Consider the following 23,527-nt stretch of genomic DNA (forward strand, 5'->3'; position numbering starts at 1 on the left):
TAAATCCGGTTTATCCTTGACAATATCCTCAGACTTGACCGGAGATGAGTTTGATTAGTTGCGTAGTTGGAAAATTTTATCAAGATACCCTTATAGAAAAATATAGCTGATAGCCCCCTTAGATGGCTTGAATCCATTCCTTGACTTGGTACTCTGTCCAGATGCCATTTTGCCAGTAGGGATCCGCTTCGATTAACTCTCGCACTTCTGACTCGCTGGCTGCCTGATAAATTGCGAAAACTTGGCTTAAATCTGCCGTTGGTCCGATAGTAATGAGAATTCCTCGTTCTTTCTGTTGATTTAATCCCTCTAGATGTGCTTGACGATAGGGAGCGCGTTTTTCCAGCACATTTTCACAATAACTACCCCAGATAACAAATTTCGGCATATTTGACCTGTACTCTCTTGATCTGTTGCTATTTTACGATCGAATCGTCAATCAGACTAAATCGCTATGGAAAAGTGGCAAGTGGTAGGTTTTTCGGTTATCAGTCAACAGTCATCAGTGAACTGAACAGTCAAATCTGATAAGTAATAACTGCAATAGTTAATTTTTGTAAAAAGTAGTTGACAAATTGCCAGTGCTTTAAAGTGGGATTTACGTCACTTAACTTCTTGTTAATAGCCTAAACTTCTATGGTTACTATTGAAATTATTCAATAGACTGGGGCTGTTAAGTCAAAGTTGCGATATTAAAGGAGGTAACGATATGAACGTAATTATCGAGTGGAATGACGTTTTTTTAGAAACTATTCGGAAAATTGGTGGCGGTCCGACACCGATTGCCCGGGCGGGGGCGATGTTACAGGTGGCGATGTTTAACGCCATTAATGCCCTTTCGGGGAATTTATACAGTCCCTATCCTAGCAATTTAAAGTTAAAGCCTGATCCCGGTACTTCTCCTGAAATAGCGGCGGTTTATGCGGCCCATCGTATTCTTAGCCGGATTTATGTCAATCTGACCATGACTTTTAATACTGCTTTGGATACATCCCTGCAAAGATTAAACGTGGTTAAGATGTCCGATGCCGATACCAAAGGTAAAACCTTTGGGCAGGCCGTGGCCGATTCCATTCTCACCCTGCGTCAGAATGACGGTTCTGACCAACCTCCCCTGTATAAACCGGGTAATCAGCCGGGGGATTGGCGACCGACAGGATCCGGGGATGCGGTTGCCCCCCAATGGCCGGACGTGACTCCCTTTGTCATGACTTCTGGGAGTCAATTTCGGCCGCCCTTTCCGGGTAACTATGCTAATAAAATCGACCTTCTCCGTAGTCCTGAATATGCGGCCCAGTTTAACGAAGTCAAACTGTTAGGGGCGGCCAATTCCTCTGCGCGTACTGCTGCACAGACTAGAATTGCCTTTTTCTGGGCGAATGATGTGGATGGAACCTATAAACCCCCCGGCCATCTGTTCCGCATTACCCAAATTGTTGCCCAACAAAGAAATTTATCTCTACTGGAAACAGCGCGTTTATTTGCCCTAGTGGGTTTAGTCATGGGTGATGCCGCTATTGTGGCGTGGGATGCTAAGTACCGGCTGCCGATTAATCTCTGGCGACCGGAAACAGCGATCCGTCTGGCCGATCAAGATGGTAATCTTTTAACCGAAGCTGATCCCAATTGGCAACCCCTATCAATTAATACCGCCGGTCAGCGTTTTAGTCCCGCTTTCCCTGCCTATGTTTCTGGTCATGCCACTTTTGGGGCGGCCCACGCTGGGATTATGCGTAATTTCTTTGGTACTGATAACGTCACTTTTACCGCCGACACGGACGATCCTAACGCCGAGGGGATTAAACGCACCTATAATAGTTTTAGTTCGGCGGCTTTGGAAAATGGTCGCAGCCGTGTTTATCTGGGAGTTCACTTTCAATGGGACGGTGACCACGGTTTCTGGTCAGGTACACAGTTGGCTGATTTTGTCTATGCCAAAGTTTTACAGAGAGTTTAGGTAGAGTAACCGATAAACTACGCCTACCCATTAGTTTGAGGTAGGCGTTTTTGGCTCTTCTAGGTTCTGTGTGATAAGTTTAATACCAATTCTCCAAAGTCTGACTACAGAAGTTTAATCCCCCTAAATCCCCCTTAAAAAGGGTGACTTAAATTCGATGTGTAGTTTTCATTTAGAGAAATGGTATAACTTATCATAGGATCGATCAATCTTTGTGTTCTTTGTGTCTCTGTGGTTGATCCCGAACCCTTCTGGGATAAAGATTTAACCAGACTAAACCAAGAGAGCCTATTTATTTTTGACTGCGAGTAAAAATTTCTTCAAACCAAGCAATAACTCGATTTCCTAAAGCTTCTAGGGAATATTTTTGCTCGACTACTGCACGACAAAAATATCGATCGATCTGGTCTAAATTTTTAATTCCTGTAACTAATCCCTCGATACTATCGGGTTCAACTAAAAACCCAGTTTTTCCATCTTCAATAATTTCTACCAGACCACCGCGACGATAGGCAACTACGGGAACACCACAGGCCAAAGCTTCAATAGCCACGTTACCAAAAGCCTCAACCCAGCGCGGGGTCATCAACAGGCCAAAACAGTCGCCTAGCTCTTTTTGTAGGCTCCCAGTGGGCAAAAACCCGCGATAATCGACTAAATCGAAACTGTAGGTATCCTGTAAATTTTGCCAGTAGAGAGGATCGGAAATATGACCGAAAACGCGTAAAGGCACACCTAACTGTTGACAAGCAGCGATCGCATCTTCTAAAGCTTTTTCTGGGGCAATCCGTCCCACCCAGGCTAGACAGGGGGAGGAATCGGCCCGAAACTGATACAAAGATAGGTCTAAACCACTAGCCAAACAGCGATAGGGGGGAGAGAGGGAGAAAGTTTCCGCTTGGGCGAGGGTGTAAAAAGCGAGTAAATGGGGAAAACTGCTATAGGTTTTTTCAATAATATGATCCATCGCCAAAGAAACGGAAGCCATGCTGACGAAATGGGCGACGGGAGTGGCAAAAAAAGGAGTGAGATAAAAAGGGAGCCAATCGTAGGCAAAATTAACAATTAAATCATACTGACTTTGTACTGATTGGGCGTAGTGCCACATATTGGCCAAAACGGCATTTTCGGGCATTAAAATCGGGGCTTGCTGGCCCTGACTTTGGGCGGAAATCTGGGCATTTCCTGCTATAGTGATTAAGGGAATATCATGCAACTGCGAGGCTTCTGGAGCCACTACCCGCACCAGATAGCCTTGCCTGGTCAGAGTGCGAGCGAGATTATAAAGAGTTAATTCTACGCCACCGCCGCCCCCCGAACCCAGAAATCCCACGGGGGTGGAGATAAATAACAGTTTTCGACTCAATTTTGCACCTCAGTGGATGTGGTTTCGGTGAAAGTCAGTGTGGTTTCGGTGAAGGAAGTATCCTGTACATCATCATCTTCTGGTTCACCGGTGGTTTCCAGGGGAGCAATATCTAAACGGGGAGCTAATTGCAGATTTAACTGTCTAATTGCCCAGCGTGCCGTTTCCTGCACTTCCTCATCGGAATCATCAAGGGCATGACAAATTAATTGACTGATCTGAGACATGACATCGTAGAGTCTAGTTAGATCGCGAATGGCATTTTTCCGCACTTGGGGATTTTTATCCTGGAGAGAGATAGCCAAAGCTTGGTTCATCGGTCGCAGGGAGCGGGTGCAGATTTGAGCGAGAGCTTCTAGGGTTAAACTACGTTCGTAGGAATCCCCATCCATCATGCTATCGACTAAAGGCTGCATTGCCCTAGAATCAGACATCTGTGCCAGCTTCCAAACCGCCCGTCTGCGGGTACGGGGATCGTCATCGCGGAGACTTTCAATTAAACTCATAATTGAGTCTGCGTTCGGGATGCGGGAGGTAGCTTGTACGGGCAAAGAAGACGCGAAATCATCCTCCCAATTGTCATTAATCTCACTGCTGGTTTTGGTGTCCGCACCGAAGGAATTGCCATTGCCCTCAAAGAAGTTGTCGGGTGGGTTTTTAGGATTGACGTTGACGTAAGTTGTCTTTTTGCGGCGTTTTGAGGCCTTGCCCTTGGGACGGTATTGAAGGAAAAGCGATAGTAAAGCTGCCAATAAAGCGATGGATAACAAGGCCGAGCCAGCAATTAATGGTATTGGCAAATTCTCATTTTTGGCGGCAGGGTTGGCAACCGTGCCGGTTTGACCTAGGTCTTTCTGCGTATCAGCGATCGCATTTTGAGCAGAGTTATCGTTCGGACGTTGTGCCAGAGCTTGTTGAAATTTTTCTAGGGCGAGTTGATAATTCTTTTGGGTTTTGGCCTCGTAACCAGCTTTCATCAACTGATCGTAAGTGGCGACAGTCTGGGCCTGCTCTAACCTAGGTGGAGTTTGGGCGTTAGCCTTGGATAAAGCCTGAAAATCATGACCCCAACTGCTCACACCGATAGCTAACAACAATAGAAAATTAGGTTTGATCATAGAATTTATGTAACTGTTTAGGGGTAGGTAACAGTATGATAGCCTAAAAGCCATAAATGACAAGCACTGAACCCCAGAGATGGGTCATAGACCAGGATGATGGGGAAAAGCCCCCGGTCAGCGTCAGGCAAATCGTGCCGCTGCTGGGATCGGAGATAGATTCCACTGTTTAGCACTCAGAGATTATCTGTGAAAAACCGGCCTAATTAAGCTTGTACAGGAGTTTTGCGCCAGGTTCGACCTTGAATAGTCGTGTGTACTTGCCAATTAGCCACAGTTTCTGGATAATCGCCCCGATAGTGACCACCTCGGCTTTCTGCTCTTAATAAGGCACTTTCCAGAATTAAGTCGGCGATATCTAAAAGATTTAACGTCTCGATCGCTATCCTTATTTCTAACTGCACCGAGGGACACAAAAATAATTGTCCTTTGTCGGGGAGAAGATTCTGGAGAAATTGGCCCATCTTTAAGGATTGTAACTGTTGTTTCCACTGATGCACCCGTAGGATAGCAGTTTCTAACTCATTTTGAAATCGGCAAATTCCCGCATTTTCCCACATTAAAATCGGTAATTCTCTCCGTACTTTTTGCCAGTATTCCTGTTCTTCCTGCCAGTTTTCCGCAATTTCTAAGGTTTTTTCTGGTCTTTCCCCCACCAAGTTTTCTGGCTCTAGACCTATTTCAACTAAATTTGCCGCAAAGACAATACATTCCAAAAGAGAATTACTGGCTAAACGATTAGCACCGTGAACACCCGTACTGGCCGCCTCGCCGATGGCATATAAACCGGGTAGAGAAGTGCGGGCGTTTAAATCGGTGGCCACTCCTCCCATCCAATAGTGAGCGGCGGGGGCAACGGGAATCACATCTTCAAACACATTAATGCCCCATTTTTGACAGATGCGGATAATATTGGGGAAACGATAACGCAGACGCTCTGGTTCGATCGGTCTTAAATCTAGATATACTTTGGCATGGGCGGGATCGTCAGAGGTTTTCTGCAAATGGCTAAAAATCGCCCGACTGACCACATCCCGGGGGGCCAATTCTCCGGCAGGATGATAATCGAAGGCAAAACGCCGCCCCAGAGCATCAATTAAATGCGCTCCTTCGCCGCGCACCGCTTCACTAATTAAAAACCGCGGCGCCCCCGGCACAGTCAAAGCGGTGGGGTGAAACTGAAAAAATTCCGGGTCGCGAATCACTGCCCCAGCACGCCAAGCGAGGGCGACTCCATCCCCAGTGCTAACGGCGGGATTAGTGGTTTGGGCATAGACTTGACCACCGCCTCCCGTCGCCAGAATGACTGCTTGCGCTCGCAGCCAATAGAGATGATCTTGATGGAGTAAACAAATACCTTGACAGCGTTGCCCTTCCGGGTCAAGCCAGAGTTTCAGCGCGATCGCTTGGGGAATAATGGTAATATTGGGTCGCTCGGTCACTTTTTCCATCAGGGTACTGACGATCGCTCTCCCCGTGCGATCAGCTGCGTGCAGCACCCTGGCCTGGGAATGGGCAGCCTCAAGAGTGCGGGCTAAGTCATCTCCAGAGCGATCAAAACTAACTCCTAACCGCAGCAAATCAGCGATCGCTTGGGGGGCCTTCTCGACTAAAAACTGCACGGCATAGCGATCGCATAAGCCCGCTCCGGCTTTCAGGGTATCTTCTAAATGGAAAACGGGGGAATCCTGAGGAGACGTGGCCGCCGCAATTCCCCCCTGCGCCCAATCACTAGCCCCAGTTTTCAAATCTTCTTTGGTAATTAAACCCACCTTTAAGTTAGGGGGTAAACACAGCGCGGCATACAATCCCGCCGCTCCCGATCCCACCACTAAAACATCTTGATAACTCGGCAGTTGCGAGGAAACGACCATGTAGGAGTTAATTGATAAATTCTATTTATTCTAGCATTGCATTTCTCTATAGCTCTGGCAAAAATCCCCGGTCTTTCCCTTGGGGCAGTATGCCAGATTCTTTACTTTTGCCTCTTGCCTTCAGAAGCTAATCACTGAAAAAGGTGAGCGATCGCTCACCTTGGAATTTTTTTAAAACCGTAATTAACCGGATTTAGTAAACCCCGGGGTTAAAACGGTCATCACCCTCGATAAATTCTTTAGAAGGCTCAGTAACGGTGAATTTCTCCAGATTAGCCTGTAAACGCTCTTTTTGAGTGGCTGAGAGTCCGGGGATATTGAGGACATCTTCCACTTCTTCGTAGGGGGCGTTTTTGATGATTTTACCGGCTAAATTGGGATAGAACCCTCTCAAGTCCCGGAAATCACGAATATCACTGTTATTAAGGTCGATTTTCGCCCCAAATTCTGTGGTTAGTTTGGCATCAGCCGCATTTAAGACCGCCACGGGATGAGAGGGAAGGGTGATCGAGGTAAGATTGAGAGCTTGAGCGGGAACTTTGCCCCAAAAACTCCCGATAATCAAGGCAATTACCGCCAGCAGACGAACAAGATTCTTCATTGCAGTTGTGGTCTCCTAAAACCAAGGCAAATTAACGATCAGGACAAGAAATTAAGCCGTCAGCTTTCCGACTAGGCATAGGGTGGGGAATTGGGATTTGCCACCGCAGCCTAGCTATTAGCTGAACGCTGATAGCTAGTTAAAAAAGTTATATCATGCCATTAGACCAGATCATAACCTAGTTTGCCCCCCTAGGGGAAGGGTTTTGCGGTTTTGGGGTTTGATCACAAAGAACAAGTTGGTTAGGACAATCTAAATCTCTAAAACCCCTTTCTGGCAAAGATTTTCCTGCTGCCATCTGGCGGCTGCTACAGTTGAATTTCCCTATTTCCCTATCTCCCCACTTCCCCCATTTCCTCATTTCCCTATCCCCTAACCCAATTATTATAAATCCCTAAAATTATCAATGACGAACAGCACTCCTATGGCATCATAAACTGTTGCTTGTCTTGAAATATATAATAAGGAAGACACAATTATGGCTCTCCAATTGGGTGATATCGTTCCAGATTTTACACAAGATTCTAGTGAAGGTCCGATTTCTTTTCACCAGTGGGTAGGAGATAGCTGGGTGGTGCTGTTCTCCCACCCGGCTGATTATACCCCCGTTTGTACCACGGAATTAGGTACGGTGGCTAGTCTTAAGTCAGAATTTGAGCGACGCAATGTGAAAGTGATCGCTTTGAGTGTGGATAGTGCCGAATCCCATCTGGGTTGGATTAATGACATCAACGAAACTCAAAACACTACCGTTAACTATCCGATTATCGCCGATGGCGATCGCAAAGTGTCGGATCTCTACGGCATGATTCACCCCAATTCCCTCAATAATCTCACGGTACGTTCGGTGTTTATCATCGATCCCAACAAAAAATTACGTTTAACCATTACCTATCCTGCCAGCACGGGACGCAATTTTAACGAGATCCTGCGCGTGATTGACTCCCTGCAGCTCACCGATAACTATCAAGTGGCTACCCCCGCCAACTGGACTGATGGCGGCGATTGTGTGGTGGTTCCCTCTATTCCCACTGAAGAAGCTCGCAGCAAATTTCCCAAAGGGGTTGAAGAAATTAAACCCTATCTACGCATGACTCCCCAACCTAATAAGTAATTAGTGATTGCTAATCGGTGAACCATATCCTGGAAAACTGACAATCCGAAAACCATAAAATCGTCAGGGAGGGTTAGCCATCCGTTTTAACGGATGCTACCCCTGGCCACAGGGGATTTATCTCCCTCTATCATTTATTGGTTTGATTGTCAACATATTTTTTCCTAGTTTCCCTAGATGTGTTACCGGCAGTAGTGCCGAAAAGCAATTTCTTGGCTGGGTTAAAGACAATTCATCGACATCTATCTTAACTATAAGTTAAATTAATATTTAATAAAAATCGGCTTAAGGCTAAAAAAACAATTAACATTATAGCTCCAAATGCTTAGTAGTGGCTAGTTTAGCTAGATTGTAGAGGGATGAAATTATCTAGAGATCGAGCAAGTATCCTCAAGAATTCTGGGTTAGATATATAAGTAAATTTTATTTTAAGTTTATTTAAGACTGTCATTACTAATGCAAGGCTGAGTCAGGCAGATTTTCCCGTAGTATCAAAAATGAAACTCGCTCCAATCGTTCACTCTGAGGACGGGCGAGAGGCAATTGTAGAGACTGCCGCTTTCACTAGCATTTAATTAAGAGGAACAACCGATGGCAACCTATAAAGTCACCCTGATAACACCCGATGGCAAGCATGAAATTGAAGTTAAAGATGATGATTACATTCTCGATATAGCTGAAGAGCAAGGACTGGACTTACCTTATTCCTGCCGTGCGGGAGCTTGCTCCACCTGTGCCGGTAAACTTGTATCTGGTACAATCGATCAATCCGATCAATCCTTCCTTGATGACGATCAAATTGCAGCGGGTTATGTCCTCACCTGCGTCGCCTATCCTACCTCTGACTGTGTGATCGAAACTCACCAAGAAGAAAGTTTACTCTAATCTCTCTCGAGATTATCAGAAAACTCCCGTTAAAGCCATGGCTTTAACGGGAGTTATTTTATGGCTCAAAAATTTTTTTCCCTAAACACTTGTGTGTTTTAGCTAAGGGTGCTATGATTGTTAATCGTGGAATTAATGGGTCGGTGCCCGAGTGGTTAATGGGGGCGGACTGTAAATCCGTTGGCTACGCCTACGCTGGTTCGAATCCGGCCCGGCCCACCACGATCAATGCCCGTGTAGCTCAGTGGTAGAGCACACCCTTGGTAAGGGTGAGGTCATGAGTTCAATCCTCATCACGGGCTTTCTCTTCCCTGCTCATTCTCAATCAGCCGTTGGCGGATGAGATTAAGTAAGTCTTCAGCACTATGGCGTTAACATAAGTTCTCCCCTAGCCCAATTAGACATCGATCGCCTAAAATAGTCAAAATTAACTTATTTGTTGGCTCATGTCTCCCCTAGACAACATCGCTAAACTGTCTCACCTCACCCGCAGAGATGTTCAGAAAAATTGGTGGATCGCTACAGCAGCGGGAAAACCAATTCAACCCGTCACCCTCAATGAAAAACAATACATTATTTGGCCGGCCGGCAGACAAATCCAATATCTAACTCAAAAAATTATTGTCCCCGAACATTTAGCCGGTTATCCTTTAGCGGGAATGGAACTGAGATTAATCTTAACTTGGTGGGCGGAAGATGTCAAAATTTATGTTAATAATCAATTTATCCAAGCAGGAGATCTCTTTGATTCTTCCACGCGCATTTTACTTTCTAACTCGGTCTCTACTGGTCAAGAAATTCTTGTTACTCTGCGTTTAGTCAGTCCCAATCATGATATTGGTGGTTTGATGAAATCGCAGTTAATCTATGAATATAGCCAAGCGATCGATCCTAGTTTTGTTGCTGATGAATTAACCATCCTCCATAATTATCTACAAACTTTTTATCCTGAAAACTTAGCAGCTTTTACCGCTACTCTCGATAATATTGACTGGGATAATGTCACCAACAAAGATAGATTTAATCAATCCCTAGAATCAATTCGTCAATCCCTACAACCCCTCGCTAAACCTCTCAAAGAACGCAGTTTTCATCTTCTCGGCCACGCACATTTGGATCTGGCTTGGTTGTGGCCGTTGGCAGAAACTTGGCAAGTAGCAAAAAACACTTTTATCTCGGTTTTAAATCTGCAAAAAGATTTTCCTAACCTAGTATTTGGTCATTCTAGTCCCCTAATTTACGAATGGATAGAAAAACATCATCCTGACCTATTTCAAGCAATTCTAGAGGCATATAAAGGGCAATCTTGGGAACTTTTGGGCGGGATGTGGGTAGAACCAGAAGTCAATTTAATCTCCGGGGAATCCCTATTTCGACAGCTGCTTTATGGACAACAATATTTTCAAGAAAAATTTGGGCAAATCACTGAAACTGCTTGGCTGCCGGATACCTTTGGGTTTCCCTACCAATTGCCACAAATTCTTAAATCCTTTGGCATCAAATATTTTGTAACTGGGAAACTCCATTGGAATGATACGACTAAATTTCCCCACGGTTTTTTCTGGTGGCAATCTCCCGATGGCAGTAAAATTCTTTCCCTCATGTCTCCTCCCAATGTTGCCGGAGTTATGGATACTAACCCAATTATTATGACCGATCATGCTCTCAATTGGGAACGGCAAACCGGCTTAAAAGATATTTTTTGGCTGCCCGGTGTTGGCGACCATGGCGGCGGTCCGACTCGTGATATGTTAGAGGTGGCCCAACGTTGGCAAAAATCTCCTTTTTTCCCCCAGTTAAAATTTAGCCAAGCAACAACCTATCTGGACAGTCTGGAGACAAGTAATCTCCCTATCTGGGATGATGAATTATATCTAGAATTCCATCGGGGTTGTTATACTACCCACGCCGACCAAAAGGCTTATAATCGTTACTGTGAAATCCTCTTGTATCAAGGGGAACTATGGTCTTCTCTGGCTAATATTTTACTAGAGATTCCCTATCCGAAAGTCGAGATAGAATCCGCATGGAAAAAGGTTTTATTAAATCAGTTTCATGATATACTGCCGGGTACTTCTATCCCCGAAGTATTTAGGGATGCTAATCAGTTATGGCGGCAAGTTATCACCACAGGTGAAGCAATTTTAGATCAAGCTTTACAGGCAATTGCTAATCAAATTAATTTGCCTAATCCCCCCCATCCCCAAGCAAAGCCTTTTCTAGTTTTTAATTCTCTTAACTGGGAAAGAACCCAGGTTATCTCTTTAGCGATAGAATCTGTCAATTGTTCGGTTTATGACTTGAATAATTGTCTTTGTCTTTCGCAATTATCCCACGACAATCAGCTATTATTTCTCGCTGAAAATATTCCTTCTGTGGGTTATAAGTTATTTTGGTTAGTTGCCAATCAGCAAGCAGCCGAGCAAAATTTAACCAACTGCCAATTTATTTTAGATAATGGACTGCTTAAAGTTACTATTAACTCGGAAACGGGGGATATAGATAGTATATTCGATATAATTAATCAAAAAGAAATCCTGCAAGCTGCCGGTAATCAATTACAGGCATTTAAAGATCAAGGACAATATTGGGACGCTTGGAATATCGATCCGAATTATCAACAATATACCTTACCTAAAACAGTATTAAAATCGATCGAATGCTTAGAATGTGGTCCCTTGCGCTGGCAGATTCGCGTGATCAGAAGTTTAGCTGATTCGGAATTTTGTCAAGATTATATCTTAGAAAAAGATGCTCCTATGCTCCAGATTAAAACTATTGTTAATTGGCAGCAAGAACATACTTTGGTAAAAACCGCTTTTCCTCTCACCCTAAACAGCGATTTTACCACCTATGAAATTGCCTGTGGTGCGATCGAGCGTGATCACGAACCAGAATCGCCAAAATGGGAAGTTTACGCCCATAAATGGGCGGATTTAACCGATACAGAGGCAAACTATGGTGTAAGTCTTTTAAATAATAATAAATATGGCTATGATGCTACTAACCAGCAACTGCGATTAACTCTGTTGAGAAGTCCCCGATGGCCCGATCCCGAGGCGGATATGGGAAACCAAGAATTTACCTATGCAATATATCCCCATCAAGGTAACTGGAAAACGGCGAAAACTGTCCATCACGCTTGGCAGTTAAACTCACCTGTCAACGTTATTTTTATTAATAATTCTTCTCGATCAACCCAGTTGCCACCCGTGGCACAATGGTTAAAATTCTCGGCCGATAACTTAATTTTAATGAGTTTCAAACCAAGTGAAACAGCCTCTCGGGGTTGGGTAATGCGCGTCTATGAATGTCAGGGAGAAAACGCTGTAATTGATTTTGCCAATCAATTACAATTAACAATAAAAGAATCGATCGATGGTTTAGAAAAAGCGATCGATCCTATGGAGCAAATTTCTCCTTGGCAGATAGCCACATGGTTATTAAAGAATTAATCTTCGTGATCTTCAAAAGGATCGCTTAATTCTGCTGCCGGCGGTCCAAAAGCGGTATAAAGAGCTAAAGCGGTAATCCCTACCAAAGCGGCAGCGATCGAAACACCCAAAATTGTTGCAGTTTCCATAGAATAAAATTTGCTTAGATACAGTCTGTATCTTATCTTAACAAAATATAACCGATCTCGCCGCCGATAACGATCGCTAATCTGGCCGGTTGCATTGCTGTTATCTCATGCCCGATAATGCTGAAAGGATCGAGTAAATAGCGATCAAACTAAACCAGAAAAATTATTATGAAGAAACTCCTACAGGGACTAGAAAAGTTCCAGAGTGGTTATTTTGATGAACATCGGCAATTATTTGAGCAACTCTCCCACGGACAAAAACCGAGAATCCTGTTTATCACCTGTTCCGATTCCCGTATCGATCCTAACCTAATTACCCAAGCGGAGGTGGGGGAATTATTCGTAATTCGTAATGCGGGAAATATAATTCCTCCCTACGGAGCAACCAATGGTGGTGAGGGTGCATCTATAGAATATGCTATCAACGCTCTCGGCATCGAGCAAGTGATTATCTGCGGTCACTCCCATTGTGGAGCGATGAAAGGTTTGCTAAAATTGCAGAGTCTGGCCGATGAAATGCCTTTAGTTTACGATTGGTTAAAACAAGCAGAAGCTACTCGACGTTTAGTTAAGGATAATTACAAAGAACTAGAAGGAGAAGAACTGATCGAGGTGACAGTAGCAGAAAATGTTCTCAATCAGTTAAGTAATTTGCAAAGCTATCCAATTATTCGTTCCCGATTACATCAGGGTAAATTGTCCCTACACGGTTGGATTTTTCGGATTGAAACCGGCGAAATTTTAGCCTACGATCCCATCCTACACGATTTTGTCGCTCCCCATAGTAAAATTACCCATCCCGAAGCAGCAGACAATTTACCCTCTAGTCGTCATCTTCCCAATAGTCATCCCTTCAAGATTTCTGAGGATTATATCAGGACTCACGCGGAGGTAAAAAAAGCGACTCCTGCGGTTAATACTGTGGCCAAAAAGAATGGCTCCTCAACCCAAAAACCGGGCTATACTTATTTAGAACCGTCCCAAGCTGATCGCATTTATCGCGGTTCGAGAAGTTAATTAGGGATTACAGAAATTCTCTAGAGATGTGCCTATTAACGTCTCTAGAGTTTTAAGAACATAGTTTTAATCGGTTTCTGCTTCTATGCTATCATCAAGTTACTACGGCCTTTGAGTTTATTCCCATCAGAATCATTTGAGTCTGCGCCATGTTGACTTATTGCGAGGTTTGCCAGGAACAGTTTCAAGAAGGCTTTTGTTTCGCAATCTATTGAAAACATTTCTGGCTTTACTGGCATCAATTCCGAGTATTTCCCGTGCTTGACGATTATTTATTTCTTCATTATCGTCTAGATATTCAAGGATTTTTTTTTCGTACTCAGGATATAAATCCTCCATTGGTTTGGTATTTTCGTCTTGATTTTTAAAAGTTCCAGTTTTACACCAAGAAGCCTTACACTTTGGTCTTCCTGGAATCAGTTCAATTAATCCTGTTCTGTGCAATCTATAAAACACGCCTTTGATGGTTCCTTCTGAAGTAATACCAGTTATTTGTCGAGCCTTCTTATTGGTAATTTCTTGATGGTCATTCAAATAATCCATTATAGTTGTTTCTGGAGAAGCTAGGTGTTCATGTTTAATAGAGACGATCACAGAATTCTCTCTTTCGCATATTTCTGGTGGTTTTAATCGCAATTTAGCCATTGCCTGGAAAGCTGTATTTAATCCCTCTCCCACATCTTTATTGGGAGGATCAGGAAACTTATTAATAATCCTAACTATAGCTCCATTTCTTGCAAATTGCTCTTTTAAAATGTTTTCCACAGTAATATGTCCTGGTAATTTGCCTGGACTTTCGATCTCAATTCTATTGTCAAAAATACGGACTTGTACATCTGATACTATGCTATAGTCTCTGTGTAATACTGCATTTGTAACAATTTCATGAATAGCATCTTGAGGATATTTTATTGATTCTAGTCCCTCTTTTCCCATCTTAGAAACTTCTTGTACTACTTCAATAATTTTAGATACGGAATTTTGTATTTGAACGTACAAACACCCCTCGATTGTAATTGGATCGAAAGCTAGAGTTTCTCTTGTACCCTCTAATTCTTTTGTCTTATAACGATATATTTTTATACCACAACGCTTCGGTATAATTGCTTGAGGCTCATCAGAAAACAGAAGAACACCTGCTATTGTCGGCTTACCATATTTTAGTAATTGTTGTTTTTTTACCCATGTCTCTGGCATAGAATTTGGAATAACAGAAGTAATAAACTTTTTTATTGTTTCTGATTCAACAATAACATCTGATTCTACATCTATGGTTTGTGTTTCATAGGAGTTTATACCCTTATCTAGTCGTAATCTATCTAGACCTTGAGGATCGTTTACAGGTAAATTTTGTGCGCCTTGCCTAATATACGGCTTTCCATCAGAAGCATAAACAATTTCTCGTGATTTATGAATCGTGAATTGTAAAACTAAGCCAGAGACTTCTTGAGATTCCAGAAATATACAATCATAACCATTACGATCAGGAAAAATCTCATGTAAAAGCTGTAAGTGTGCATTGGCGGCTTCTTGATCATCAAAACCACGCCAATTTCTGATTTTCTTGCCTTGTCTATTATCATCTTCGTCAATTCCAATGTAAATATCTCCTGCACTAGCATTGGCAAATGCAGATATAGATCTACTTAATTTAGCTGGTTTAATATCTATTGACTTTAAATCTAGAAAGTGGCCTTCTTTTATCTGGAGAATTTTGTTTAACTGCTCTTGCGTTATCTGAGATACTTCAAATTGCATATTAATCAAGGAGAAAATGTCAGTTCACAATAATATAAGAACTATTGAATGTATGATACAACAGCTACGGCGGTTCCTCTATCCATCTGGCACAGACAACCCCTTATTGGATAAGCCTTTCGGCGTGGAGAATGTACCAGACCAGTCCTGAATCCGCCATATTTGCTTAGTTAAGTAAAAAATTAATTGGAGATTGAAGTGTATCAATATATAGTATGACTAAATTATCATATCTCAAAACGTTTTCGATTGTCAAGATACTTACAGAGTATAATTAAGCTGTTCAGCATCTAAATTTCCGAAGCACTCTAAGCATGGCAAAGGGGGCGGCACCCGAAACAAGCAGTTACGAATAGCTTACTAGATCATAACACTTTTACAAAATCTCAATATTTGAATATTTTGTCCCTTGCTCGTCAAATCATGGAATAATTTATAGGGGTTCCCATCAAGCTCAAAGATAAATTCATTGGGCATCGTCTCCTCAATACTGGGGACTGACTCCCCAAAACCACAACCTTGTCACTCATTATTAGGATAACTGCTATACTCCTCTATGGCTTCCCCAAAAGATTTTATTAGTCCCGTCAATTCCGAGCAAGAGTTAGTCTATCCTTTTCGGAACTATCTTAACTATCTGCACGCAAAATACTCTGATTTACAGACGGGTAAGATCGCCGATTATATTCCGGAATTAGCCCTAGCAGCTCCAGAATGGTTTGGTATTTCCGTAATTAGCACTGATGGTCAGATTTTTGAGGTGGGAGACTGTCAGCAAACCTTTACAGTACAATCAATTTCTAAAGCTTTTGTCTTTGGATTAGCTCTAGAAGATCACGGAAGGGAATACGTTAATAGTAAAGTCGGTGTTGAACCCACCGGAGAAGCTTTTAACTCGATTATTCTCGATGAAAAAACCAATCGTCCCTATAATCCTATGGTTAATGCTGGTGCGATCGCTACTACGGATTTAATCACCGGACAGAATGCCACGGAAAGGCTAAAACGTATTTTAGAAATGTTTAAACGCTATACCGGCAGGGATCACGAGATTAATGTCCCCGTTTTTCTCTCGGAAAAATCCACCGGCAATCGCAATCGGGCCATGGCCTATCTAATGCTAAATTTTGGCATGGTTAGCGATAAAATTGAAGAAACCCTCGATCTTTACTGTCAACAATGCGCCATCCTCGTCCATGCTCACGATTTAGCTCTGATGGCTGCTACCTTAGCTAATGGAGGTGTCAACCCAATCACAGGAATACGGGCGATCGATGAACACTACGTTCAAGATGTGATCAGTGTTATGCTTACCTGTGGAATGTACGACGCTTCGGGAGAATGGGCCTATCGGGTAGGATTACCAGCAAAAAGCGGTGTCGGGGGCGGAATTACGGCAGTAGTTCCCCATCAGTTGGGAATTGGGACTTTTTCGCCCCTTTTAGATGAAAAAGGCAACAGCATCAGAGGAGTGAAAATTTGTCAAGATATTTCAGAGGATTTTGGTTTACATTTATTCAATGTGGCTAAACCAGAACGAGATTTAAAAACGTGGCTTGAAGGTAATAGTTGATATTGATAGCTGTCCCCGACAAGAGCGCCTACCGATCCCAGGAAATTAATTTGGCCAGAGGTCTGTGGAAAAAAATGTCATAAACCTCTTGACAAAAGCAGCGGATTATGTGTATTATTACTATTGTGTGAGGAGTATAAGTTCAGCATAAGAAGAACCTTTGGGGTCGAAACACGGCAAGACTCCCAGAGGTTCTTCTTTTTCACTCCCTTATTGGCTCAAAGTCAGCAATAAAATCAGGTTTTTCCCTGATCGCTAGTTTTTTCTCAATTTATCCCTTCTAGGTCTGTTGCTGCTTACCAAGAGCAACAGTCCAAAATTTTGCCGAAGAAACTGCACAAGAGAAGTGTAATTGCTCGTAAAATTGGGAATTAAGTACAAGGGCAATCCTATGGCAGATAAAAATAACGGTAACGGCGGCTTATTCTTCGTCGGGGTTTTAGTGGGCAGTGCGATCGGAGTAGCGGCGGGTTTATTAGTAGCGCCGAGATCTGGAAAAGAAACCCGTCGAATTCTGCGAAAATCCGCCCAGGCTTTGCCTGAATTAGCCGAAGATCTGACCACGACGATGCAATTGCAGGCCGATCGCCTATCGGAATCGGCCCGGCGTAATTGGGATGATACTTTAATGAGATTAAAAGAGGCGGTGACAGCCGGAATCGAAGCTAGTCAAAGTCTAGCCACGGACAATCCTTTCCCCGACTCGCAAGAATCCCCCGAAGGCGATAATCAACACTCGAATCACTACTAAATGACCGAACCTATTTTCTGGCTAGGATGTTCTTTACTGCTAGTCGCCGTTAGTTTAACGGCGGTTTTCATCGCCGCTTTACCTGCTCTGCAAGAGTTAGCCCGGGCAGCCCGGAGTGCCGAAAAATTATTCGATACCCTCCATCGGGAATTTCCCCCGACTCTAGAAGCAATTCGCCTGACAGGGGCGGAAATCAGCGAATTAACCGACAATATCGATGAAGGGGTTAAAAGTACCCGCCAAGTTGTCCAAGGAGTCGATCGCAGTCTCGGTAGTGCTAAAGCTGGTCTTAGCAAGCTCGATCGTGGCAGCCGTCGCCTCTTGATCGGTTTTAAAGTCGCTTGGAATACTTGGAAACGCAGTTAAGGAGATGGGGCAGTGGGGTGTAGGGTGTGGGGTGTGGGGTGTGGGGTGTGGGGTGTGGGGTGTAGGGTGTGGGGAGATAGGAGAATTTCAACTAATACCCCAAAACCCTCAAACCCCAACTCCCTAAAACCCCAACTCTCAACTCCTAACCCCACCAACAAACTTTTTCAGCAAACCCTAAATAGGGTTTGCTGAAAAAGTAGGGGCGAAGCATTCGGATAGAAAATCTACGGTTTCACCGATAAGTTATTGTCCGAATGCTTCGCCCCTACAGGACGCGGAACCATGAAGACGCAAGGTTTTGAAGCACGATTCTCTCAGAATCTTGCACCTGTTTCGGGAGAAAAGCCACAAAACCTCTACCTTGCCTACATTTCACATTTATTCAGCAAACCCTAAATATTTGTAAACTTTTTCGTCTAAGTTACCTTTCTGTGGTAAGCAAATCTTTACTGCTCCGATTTGGGGGTTTCTTGGGGGGTGTCATCGTTGTTGGTTTTTGGTTCTTGTCCTTTAAAAGTAGGGATAAATCGCGACAAAACTTCAAAAAGCTGATTAAAGGTCGTTTGATTGATTTTACCCGTCAAGAGCAATAACACAAAGACAATAAAAACAAAGATAACAATAATTGTCAAAACGCTGGTAATATGCTTTGAATCTGGCACAAAATGGGCAATCACCGCAACTATACAAGCAACCACAGCTAAAATCAGCAACAAAGCGAGACTAGGTTTCAGGAGATTGGGAGTTTCTGGCGTTTTGGGACTCATAGGGCGATTTTCTCGGCTTTTGCGGCCACGTTCCTCCCTTATATCGAGATCTCTTGCTCTTTCTGTCTTAGATTCCACCCCTTCTAAGATATCGCGGATATTATATTTGCCGCGCAAACCGGGGAGAGGTTCTTCCACTCTGCCTTGGCGATCGAGTTCTATCAGATGGAGATAATCGACGGGAACTTCTACCCCGGTGGGTTGTTCCCCTTGCAATTCTCGAATCACTAACTTTTCCTGTACGGCTAAATTAGGGATAGTAGCGTGAATTTTATCAAAATCTGCCCTAATAATAGCTAAAAGCGCATTAGCACGGGAACCCTGGGCTTTTATGCTGATGTAGTTATCTTCCTCGTCGGCACGCACCAAAGCTTTATTAAGATCCATTGTCAGAACCACACCACTACGCCAACGCATGGTTTTATAGATCATCTGGTGATTACGGACGATAAAGCGGGAAATAATGCTACCGGGCAGGATATCATAACGGTACTGGAAGTGTAAAGGTGCGTTTTCGTAGCTATCCACATCCGGTTCATCGATGGGTAGAAGATCGGTGATTAGATAGCGATCGGGACTGTAACCATCAAGGGGAAAACAGAGTTCAAATTTTCCCATCAAATCCATCAAAAATCGGCGTTTATTTTCGGGATAACGTTGGGTTTTTTTGAGAATATCTTGCAGATCTGGCAGTGAAAGAATGCCCTTTTTTTGCACCATCAAATCGTGATTATTGAGAATATCATAAACACCGCTAGTTACCCATTCCGGGTTCAGGACATTGGTTTCATTCAGTCGCGGATCATCTTGGTAGTTGAGGACAATACCGAGATCGTGGAGAAACTGCACTAAACTTTTTTGATCGCTGGCCTCTTTAATCTCGGCTGTCTGACACATTTCCTGATACTTTTCGTAGGAAATAAAGTCATAACTCTTTTGCATCGCTTCTAGTTGAGTTTTGATCTCAAACCAACTATTAGGGAATGGATCTTTGATATGGGGAATAGCATCGATTTGAGAGGCGATTTCCTGCACAAGTTGCTCGATTCCCGCACCGGTTTTACAGGAAGTGGCGATTAGCTTGGTGATTTGGGGATATTTTTTCTGGAGGGTGCGGATCTTAACTTGCGGGGGATTTTCATCGGCACAATTACCCACGATAATCACGGGAGAATTGCCTCCGTAGGTTTCAATGAGTTTTAACCAGTATTCCAGACGGTTTTGCTGTTCATTTTTGCGGTTGTCGAGGACAAGCAGATAAAGACTGCGTTTAGTCAGAAAAAACTGATGGGTGGTTTGCATCACTTTCTGACCGCCAAAATCCCAGATATTGAGGCGAATATCGGGTTTTTGGGGCAGTGGCCACTTTTCAATATTAATGCCGGGGGTCTTGGGTTCTCCGGAATTAAAGGTATTGTGCAGTAACCGCTTTAACAGGGAAGTTTTCCCCACATCCCCCTCCCCCACCAATAAAACTTTAAGCTCATTAAGAGGGCGTTTAGCTTTATCCTTGAGATAACTAAAAATCGCCTGCGGATTGCCATCATCCCATATTGTTTTACCCCATCCCTGACGAATAATTTCCGGGGGAACGTTGGTAATCGGGTTATTTTCGAGGACTAATCGCTTCAGGTTGACTAGGTGAGCGAGTGCTTCTGGTATCTCCCTGATTTGGTTATTTTTGAGGTGGAGGTTTTGCAGGGAGGTGAGTTGAGCGAGTGCTTCTGGTATCTCCCTGATTTGGTTATTGCTGAGGTAGAGGACTTGCAGGGAGGTGAGTTGAGCGAGCGCTTTTGGTGTCTCGCTGATTTGGTTATTGCTGAGGTCGAGGACTTTCAGGGAGGTGAGTTGAGCGAGTGCCTCTGGTAACTCGCTGATTTGGTTATTGCTGAGGTAGAGGACTTGCAGGGAGGTGAGTTGAGCGAGCGCTTCTGGTATCTCGCTGATTTGGTTATTGCTGAGGTCGAGGACTTGCAGGGAGGTGGGTTGAGCGAGCGCTTTTGGTATCTCGCTGATTTGGTTATCGCTGAGGTCGAGTTCTTGCAGGGAGGTGAGTTGAGCGAGCGCTTCTGGTATCTCGCTGATTTGGTTATTGCTGAGACGGATGTGCTGCAGGGAGGTGAGTTGAGCGAGCGCTTCTGGTATCTCGCTGATTTGGTTATTTCTGAGGTTGAGGTATTGCAGGGAGGTGAGTTGAGCGAGTGCTTCTGGAATCTCCCTGATTTGGTTATTTCTGAGGTAGAGGTATTGCAGGGAGGTGAGTTGAGGGATTTCGGGGGGAATTTCTGTTAAGTTTTTGTCGGACAGATCCAACTCCCCCGCTCTTTCGTCTTTTGCCCGTTGAATTAACTCTAATACTTCCCGTGCTGTCATTGACCATCCCCCCGCTACTATATTTACTCCATTTTGGCAAAAGATCTGGTTAATGCAACTGGTTGAGACCTCATCAGCTTGAGTTGAGTTTCTGGAGAGTGAACTGAAAACTCGCATCTGATGACCGATAAGGGACTTGCGTGGGAATAATATCCTAGCCAGAAAATCGCTCTGTAGAAGAATCAGGCCAGCCAGATGGCATATTATCAAAGCGCAAGTCCCTTAGCTGCGGGGACTCTCAAAGGCTCTCCCCCTACTTAGGGTGATCAGCAAACCTGGGCGATCGGAGGGCGCAGGTTCCTTGCGCCCCTACAGTAACGGATTTTGTCCACAATGTAGGGGCGAACTGCGTTCGCCCAAAAGGTACATTAATGTAGGGGCGAACTGCGTTCGCCCAAAAGGTACATTAATGTAGGGGCGAACTGCGTTCGCCCAAAAGGTACATTATCAAAGCGCAAGTCCCTAACTGGGTGACTAAAGTTGAGAATTCCCTTAAGATAAAGTAAATAAGTGTAAAGAAACTGAAAGTTAGCCTACACCCTTGCTGAAAAAATTCTCATTGTCTAGAAGTGCTATGCTCAATCGTTTTTGCCGAGGAATCTCGATCGCTCTTGTAATTGGTGTCATTAGCTGTCTGGGTTGGATTATCTGCCCAAATCAAGCTCTAGCGGTGAATAATCCCGAATTACTGCCCAATCAAGTCACTCCGATCGTTGATTTAGCCAATTATCTACCCGCAAAACAGGAAGAGGCATTAATCCGAGATATCGAGACATTTCAAGGGGAAACCGGCTGGAAAATGCGAGTTTTAACCCAATATGACCGCAGCCCCGGCCGGGCCGTGATTAATTTCTGGGGATTGGATGATAAAAGTATTCTCCTAGTGGCCGATGGTCGCGGCGGTAATCTACTATCTTTTAGTATTGGTGATGCCGTCTATGAATTTTTACCCCGCACTTTTTGGATCGAATTACAGGCCCGTTTCGGTAATATGTATTTTGTTCGGGAAAATGGCGAAAATAATGCGATCGTACAATCTTTAGACACGGTAAAAGGCTGTTTAGTTAAAGGTGGTTGTGCGGTGGTCCCCGGTTTACCGAAGGAACAGTGGATACTAACTTTAATTACCTCAATTGTCGGCGGTTTAGTCTTCGGTTTTGCCGGTATTCCTCGCAAAGAAGGACAGGTTTTCGCTTGGCAATGGGTTTTAATTGTCTCTCCCCTCTGGTTTATCCTCTTTGTTGCTTTTGGCATCGGACCGGTGGTTACTCGCACCAGTGAATTACTGCCCCTTTTCCGCAATTTAATCGGTTTTGCCCTCGGGGTTTTAGTCGCCTATCTTTCCCCTCGTTTTAATTCCCTCAACGCATCAAAAACCTAAAAATTAGCGGCTTTTCAGTGATCAGTGATCAGTAATCAGAAAGTAGCGAAGTTTTTACCTATAACTGATAGCTGACGGCAGCCCCTCATGGTTCGATCGATCTAGCTCTGTTACAATTAGAAACATTGTGGAGTGAGTGAGATAACGTTTATGTGGGTCAATACTCAAAGTGAGATTATTAGTAAGGTTTTACCGCCAGCAGTACGTCTGTTCTTAAGAACGCAAGTAGAACAGATAGAAGATTTAGAAATGCAGCTGCAAGGTCATGATCGGCAAATTTTGCGCGGTTATATCCCCGGGGTATTTTTAGCCGTAGGAAAAGCGATTTATCAAGGTTTACATCTGGGTAAAGCGCAATTAAGAGGGGAAAATATTCGTCTTAATATCGGGCAGGTTTTGCGAGGGAAACCCCTAAAAATTTTGGAACCTATTCGGGTTAGCGGTGAGGTGGAAATTAACGAGCAGGATTTAAATAATTCGATCGCCTCGACTATTTTAGTTAATGCTTTTGCCGATTTACTAATTTTTTCCCTAGAAAATAACGGAATTGTTAACGCCAGAGAAATTATCTCACAACAGCGTTTTAACTGGAAAAATGTTCTCTTAAATCAGGGTTATTTCTCTCTTCTCGGCTATAGAGAAACAGGTGCAGAAGTAATTTTTACTGCTGATATTACCTTAAAAGATGCCCGCACTTTAGGGATTAGTCCCCGACAATGGCAAGGTTTAGCCCCAGATTTATCTATTGATTTGCAACCTTTTACCGTCGATTTAGGCAAAGATGTGGAGATTAAATCTTTTATTCTCGACGATCAAACTCTTTTCTGTCAGGGAAGTTTTTTGATTTTACCTTAAAAATAAACGGGATGATTCTGGTGGGTTAACTTAGTTTAACCCCCCTAATTAGGGCTTGCTGAATAAAGGTGAAATGTAGGCAAGGTAAGGGTTTTGTGGCTTTTCTCGCGAAACAGGTGCAAGATTTTGAGAGAATCGTGCTTCAAAACCTTGCGTCTTCATCGGCCCGCGTCCTGTAGGGGCGA

At 43.7% G+C, this 23,527-nt stretch carries 18 protein-coding genes and 2 tRNA genes; 12 read left to right on the plus strand and 8 right to left on the minus strand.

Features of this window, described 5'->3' with window-relative positions:
• Positions 1 to 118: 118 nt before the first annotated feature.
• Positions 119 to 388, minus strand: coding sequence for a YciI family protein (locus ACOCD9_RS02480; RefSeq protein WP_106908692.1), 270 nt, complete (start codon positions 386 to 388; stop codon positions 119 to 121).
• 321 nt (positions 389 to 709) lie between these two features.
• On the opposite strand from ACOCD9_RS02480, the gene ACOCD9_RS02485 reads away from it, so the two are divergent.
• On the plus strand, positions 710 to 1,957 hold the full coding sequence (locus ACOCD9_RS02485; RefSeq protein ID WP_419546292.1) for a phosphatase PAP2 family protein: 1,248 nt from the start codon (positions 710 to 712) through the stop codon (positions 1,955 to 1,957).
• A 292-nt stretch (positions 1,958 to 2,249) separates the two neighbouring features.
• Here ACOCD9_RS02485 and ACOCD9_RS02490 read toward each other — a convergent pair whose 3' ends face one another.
• The 4 genes from ACOCD9_RS02490 to psbU form a co-directional block, all read right to left on the minus strand.
• Positions 2,250 to 3,323, minus strand: coding sequence for a glycosyltransferase (locus ACOCD9_RS02490; RefSeq protein WP_287701527.1), 1,074 nt, complete (start codon positions 3,321 to 3,323; stop codon positions 2,250 to 2,252).
• On the minus strand, positions 3,320 to 4,441 hold the full coding sequence (locus tag ACOCD9_RS02495; RefSeq protein ID WP_287701528.1) for a HEAT repeat domain-containing protein: 1,122 nt from the start codon (positions 4,439 to 4,441) through the stop codon (positions 3,320 to 3,322). Before ACOCD9_RS02495 ends, ACOCD9_RS02490 begins: the two co-directional genes overlap by 4 nt.
• A 206-nt stretch (positions 4,442 to 4,647) precedes the next feature.
• A complete protein-coding gene (nadB, locus tag ACOCD9_RS02500; RefSeq protein ID WP_287701530.1) occupies positions 4,648 to 6,315 on the minus strand; it encodes an L-aspartate oxidase in 1,668 nt (555 codons plus the stop codon).
• 193 nt (positions 6,316 to 6,508) lie between these two features.
• A complete protein-coding gene (gene psbU, locus ACOCD9_RS02505) occupies positions 6,509 to 6,916 on the minus strand; it encodes a photosystem II complex extrinsic protein PsbU (protein ID WP_130757639.1) in 408 nt (135 codons plus the stop codon).
• A gap of 478 nt (positions 6,917 to 7,394) precedes the next feature.
• On the opposite strand from psbU, the gene ACOCD9_RS02510 reads away from it, so the two are divergent.
• The 5 genes from ACOCD9_RS02510 (at position 7,395) to ACOCD9_RS02530 (ending at position 12,370) form a co-directional block, all read left to right on the plus strand.
• Positions 7,395 to 8,030 carry a peroxiredoxin gene (locus ACOCD9_RS02510; protein WP_287658282.1) on the plus strand — a complete coding sequence of 212 codons (636 nt, stop codon included), beginning with the start codon at positions 7,395 to 7,397 and terminating at the stop codon, positions 8,028 to 8,030.
• Between the two features lie 591 nt (positions 8,031 to 8,621).
• Positions 8,622 to 8,915, plus strand: a complete 294-nt coding sequence (locus ACOCD9_RS02515) for a ferredoxin (protein ID WP_419546293.1) — start codon at positions 8,622 to 8,624, stop codon at positions 8,913 to 8,915.
• Positions 8,916 to 9,052: 137 nt separating this feature from the next.
• Positions 9,053 to 9,137 (plus strand) — tRNA-Tyr (locus tag ACOCD9_RS02520).
• A gap of 8 nt (positions 9,138 to 9,145) precedes the next feature.
• Positions 9,146 to 9,217, plus strand: a tRNA-Thr gene (locus ACOCD9_RS02525).
• A 144-nt stretch (positions 9,218 to 9,361) separates the two neighbouring features.
• Positions 9,362 to 12,370, plus strand: coding sequence for an alpha-mannosidase (locus ACOCD9_RS02530; protein ID WP_419546294.1), 3,009 nt, complete (start codon positions 9,362 to 9,364; stop codon positions 12,368 to 12,370).
• Here ACOCD9_RS02530 and psbN read toward each other — a convergent pair.
• Positions 12,367 to 12,498, minus strand: coding sequence for a photosystem II reaction center protein PsbN (gene psbN, locus ACOCD9_RS02535; protein ID WP_002736132.1), 132 nt, complete (start codon positions 12,496 to 12,498; stop codon positions 12,367 to 12,369). The genes ACOCD9_RS02530 and psbN overlap by 4 nt on opposite strands.
• A gap of 168 nt (positions 12,499 to 12,666) precedes the next feature.
• Between psbN and ACOCD9_RS02540 the strand changes: the two genes are divergently transcribed.
• Positions 12,667 to 13,515 carry a carbonic anhydrase gene (locus tag ACOCD9_RS02540; RefSeq protein WP_108937450.1) on the plus strand — a complete coding sequence of 283 codons (849 nt, stop codon included), beginning with the start codon at positions 12,667 to 12,669 and terminating at the stop codon, positions 13,513 to 13,515.
• Between the two features lie 132 nt (positions 13,516 to 13,647).
• Here the strand turns inward: ACOCD9_RS02540 and ACOCD9_RS02545 are convergent, their stop codons facing one another.
• Positions 13,648 to 15,273, minus strand: a complete 1,626-nt coding sequence (locus ACOCD9_RS02545; RefSeq protein ID WP_149107079.1) for an ATP-binding protein — start codon at positions 15,271 to 15,273, stop codon at positions 13,648 to 13,650.
• Positions 15,274 to 15,829: 556 nt separating this feature from the next.
• Here ACOCD9_RS02545 and glsA point away from each other — a divergent pair.
• From glsA to ACOCD9_RS02560, 3 genes are all read left to right on the plus strand, one after another.
• Positions 15,830 to 16,846 (plus strand): glutaminase A, encoded by a 1,017-nt coding sequence (glsA, locus tag ACOCD9_RS02550; RefSeq protein WP_287767373.1) that lies wholly within the window; start codon positions 15,830 to 15,832, stop codon positions 16,844 to 16,846.
• A 391-nt stretch (positions 16,847 to 17,237) separates the two neighbouring features.
• The gene (locus ACOCD9_RS02555; RefSeq protein ID WP_419546295.1) at positions 17,238 to 17,597 is read left to right on the plus strand and encodes a YtxH domain-containing protein; all 360 of its coding nucleotides are present in this window, start codon (positions 17,238 to 17,240) and stop codon (positions 17,595 to 17,597) included.
• Positions 17,598 to 17,963: a hypothetical protein gene (locus ACOCD9_RS02560; RefSeq protein ID WP_002735843.1), complete on the plus strand. Its 366-nt coding sequence runs from the start codon at positions 17,598 to 17,600 to the stop codon at positions 17,961 to 17,963.
• A 449-nt stretch (positions 17,964 to 18,412) separates the two neighbouring features.
• Here the strand turns inward: ACOCD9_RS02560 and ACOCD9_RS02565 are convergent, their stop codons facing one another.
• On the minus strand, positions 18,413 to 21,106 hold the full coding sequence (locus tag ACOCD9_RS02565) for a COR domain-containing protein (protein ID WP_419546296.1): 2,694 nt from the start codon (positions 21,104 to 21,106) through the stop codon (positions 18,413 to 18,415).
• Between the two features lie 574 nt (positions 21,107 to 21,680).
• Between ACOCD9_RS02565 and ACOCD9_RS02570 the strand changes: the two genes are divergently transcribed.
• Positions 21,681 to 22,487, plus strand: a complete 807-nt coding sequence (locus ACOCD9_RS02570) for a TPM domain-containing protein (RefSeq protein ID WP_419546297.1) — start codon at positions 21,681 to 21,683, stop codon at positions 22,485 to 22,487.
• 150 nt (positions 22,488 to 22,637) lie between these two features.
• Positions 22,638 to 23,342 carry a DUF2993 domain-containing protein gene (locus ACOCD9_RS02575; protein ID WP_419546298.1) on the plus strand — a complete coding sequence of 235 codons (705 nt, stop codon included), beginning with the start codon at positions 22,638 to 22,640 and terminating at the stop codon, positions 23,340 to 23,342.
• The last annotated feature ends 185 nt before the right edge of the window (positions 23,343 to 23,527 follow it).

The organism is Microcystis sp., from assembly GCF_048564745.1.
Taxonomy (GTDB): Bacteria; Cyanobacteriota; Cyanobacteriia; order Cyanobacteriales; family Microcystaceae; genus Microcystis; species Microcystis ichthyoblabe_A.

Bases quoted from the DNA above. Each gene is read 5' to 3' on its own strand.
- glsA (WP_287767373.1), top strand. From the start codon at position 15,830: ATGGCTTCCCCAAAAGATTTTATTAGTCCCGTCAATTCCGAGCAAGAG.
- ACOCD9_RS02480 (WP_106908692.1), bottom strand. From the start codon at position 388: ATGCCGAAATTTGTTATCTGGGGTAGTTATTGTGAAAATGTGCTGGAA.
- ACOCD9_RS02555 (WP_419546295.1), top strand. From the start codon at position 17,238: ATGGCAGATAAAAATAACGGTAACGGCGGCTTATTCTTCGTCGGGGTT.
- ACOCD9_RS02570 (WP_419546297.1), top strand. From the start codon at position 21,681: ATGCTCAATCGTTTTTGCCGAGGAATCTCGATCGCTCTTGTAATTGGT.
- ACOCD9_RS02565 (WP_419546296.1), bottom strand. From the start codon at position 21,106: ATGACAGCACGGGAAGTATTAGAGTTAATTCAACGGGCAAAAGACGAA.
- ACOCD9_RS02510 (WP_287658282.1), top strand. From the start codon at position 7,395: ATGGCTCTCCAATTGGGTGATATCGTTCCAGATTTTACACAAGATTCT.
- ACOCD9_RS02560 (WP_002735843.1), top strand. From the start codon at position 17,598: ATGACCGAACCTATTTTCTGGCTAGGATGTTCTTTACTGCTAGTCGCC.
- ACOCD9_RS02540 (WP_108937450.1), top strand. From the start codon at position 12,667: ATGAAGAAACTCCTACAGGGACTAGAAAAGTTCCAGAGTGGTTATTTT.
- psbN (WP_002736132.1), bottom strand. From the start codon at position 12,498: ATGGAAACTGCAACAATTTTGGGTGTTTCGATCGCTGCCGCTTTGGTA.
- ACOCD9_RS02530 (WP_419546294.1), top strand. From the start codon at position 9,362: ATGTCTCCCCTAGACAACATCGCTAAACTGTCTCACCTCACCCGCAGA.
- psbU (WP_130757639.1), bottom strand. From the start codon at position 6,916: ATGAAGAATCTTGTTCGTCTGCTGGCGGTAATTGCCTTGATTATCGGG.
- ACOCD9_RS02515 (WP_419546293.1), top strand. From the start codon at position 8,622: ATGGCAACCTATAAAGTCACCCTGATAACACCCGATGGCAAGCATGAA.
- ACOCD9_RS02575 (WP_419546298.1), top strand. From the start codon at position 22,638: ATGTGGGTCAATACTCAAAGTGAGATTATTAGTAAGGTTTTACCGCCA.
- ACOCD9_RS02545 (WP_149107079.1), bottom strand. From the start codon at position 15,273: ATGCAATTTGAAGTATCTCAGATAACGCAAGAGCAGTTAAACAAAATT.
- nadB (WP_287701530.1), bottom strand. From the start codon at position 6,315: ATGGTCGTTTCCTCGCAACTGCCGAGTTATCAAGATGTTTTAGTGGTG.
- ACOCD9_RS02485 (WP_419546292.1), top strand. From the start codon at position 710: ATGAACGTAATTATCGAGTGGAATGACGTTTTTTTAGAAACTATTCGG.
- ACOCD9_RS02495 (WP_287701528.1), bottom strand. From the start codon at position 4,441: ATGATCAAACCTAATTTTCTATTGTTGTTAGCTATCGGTGTGAGCAGT.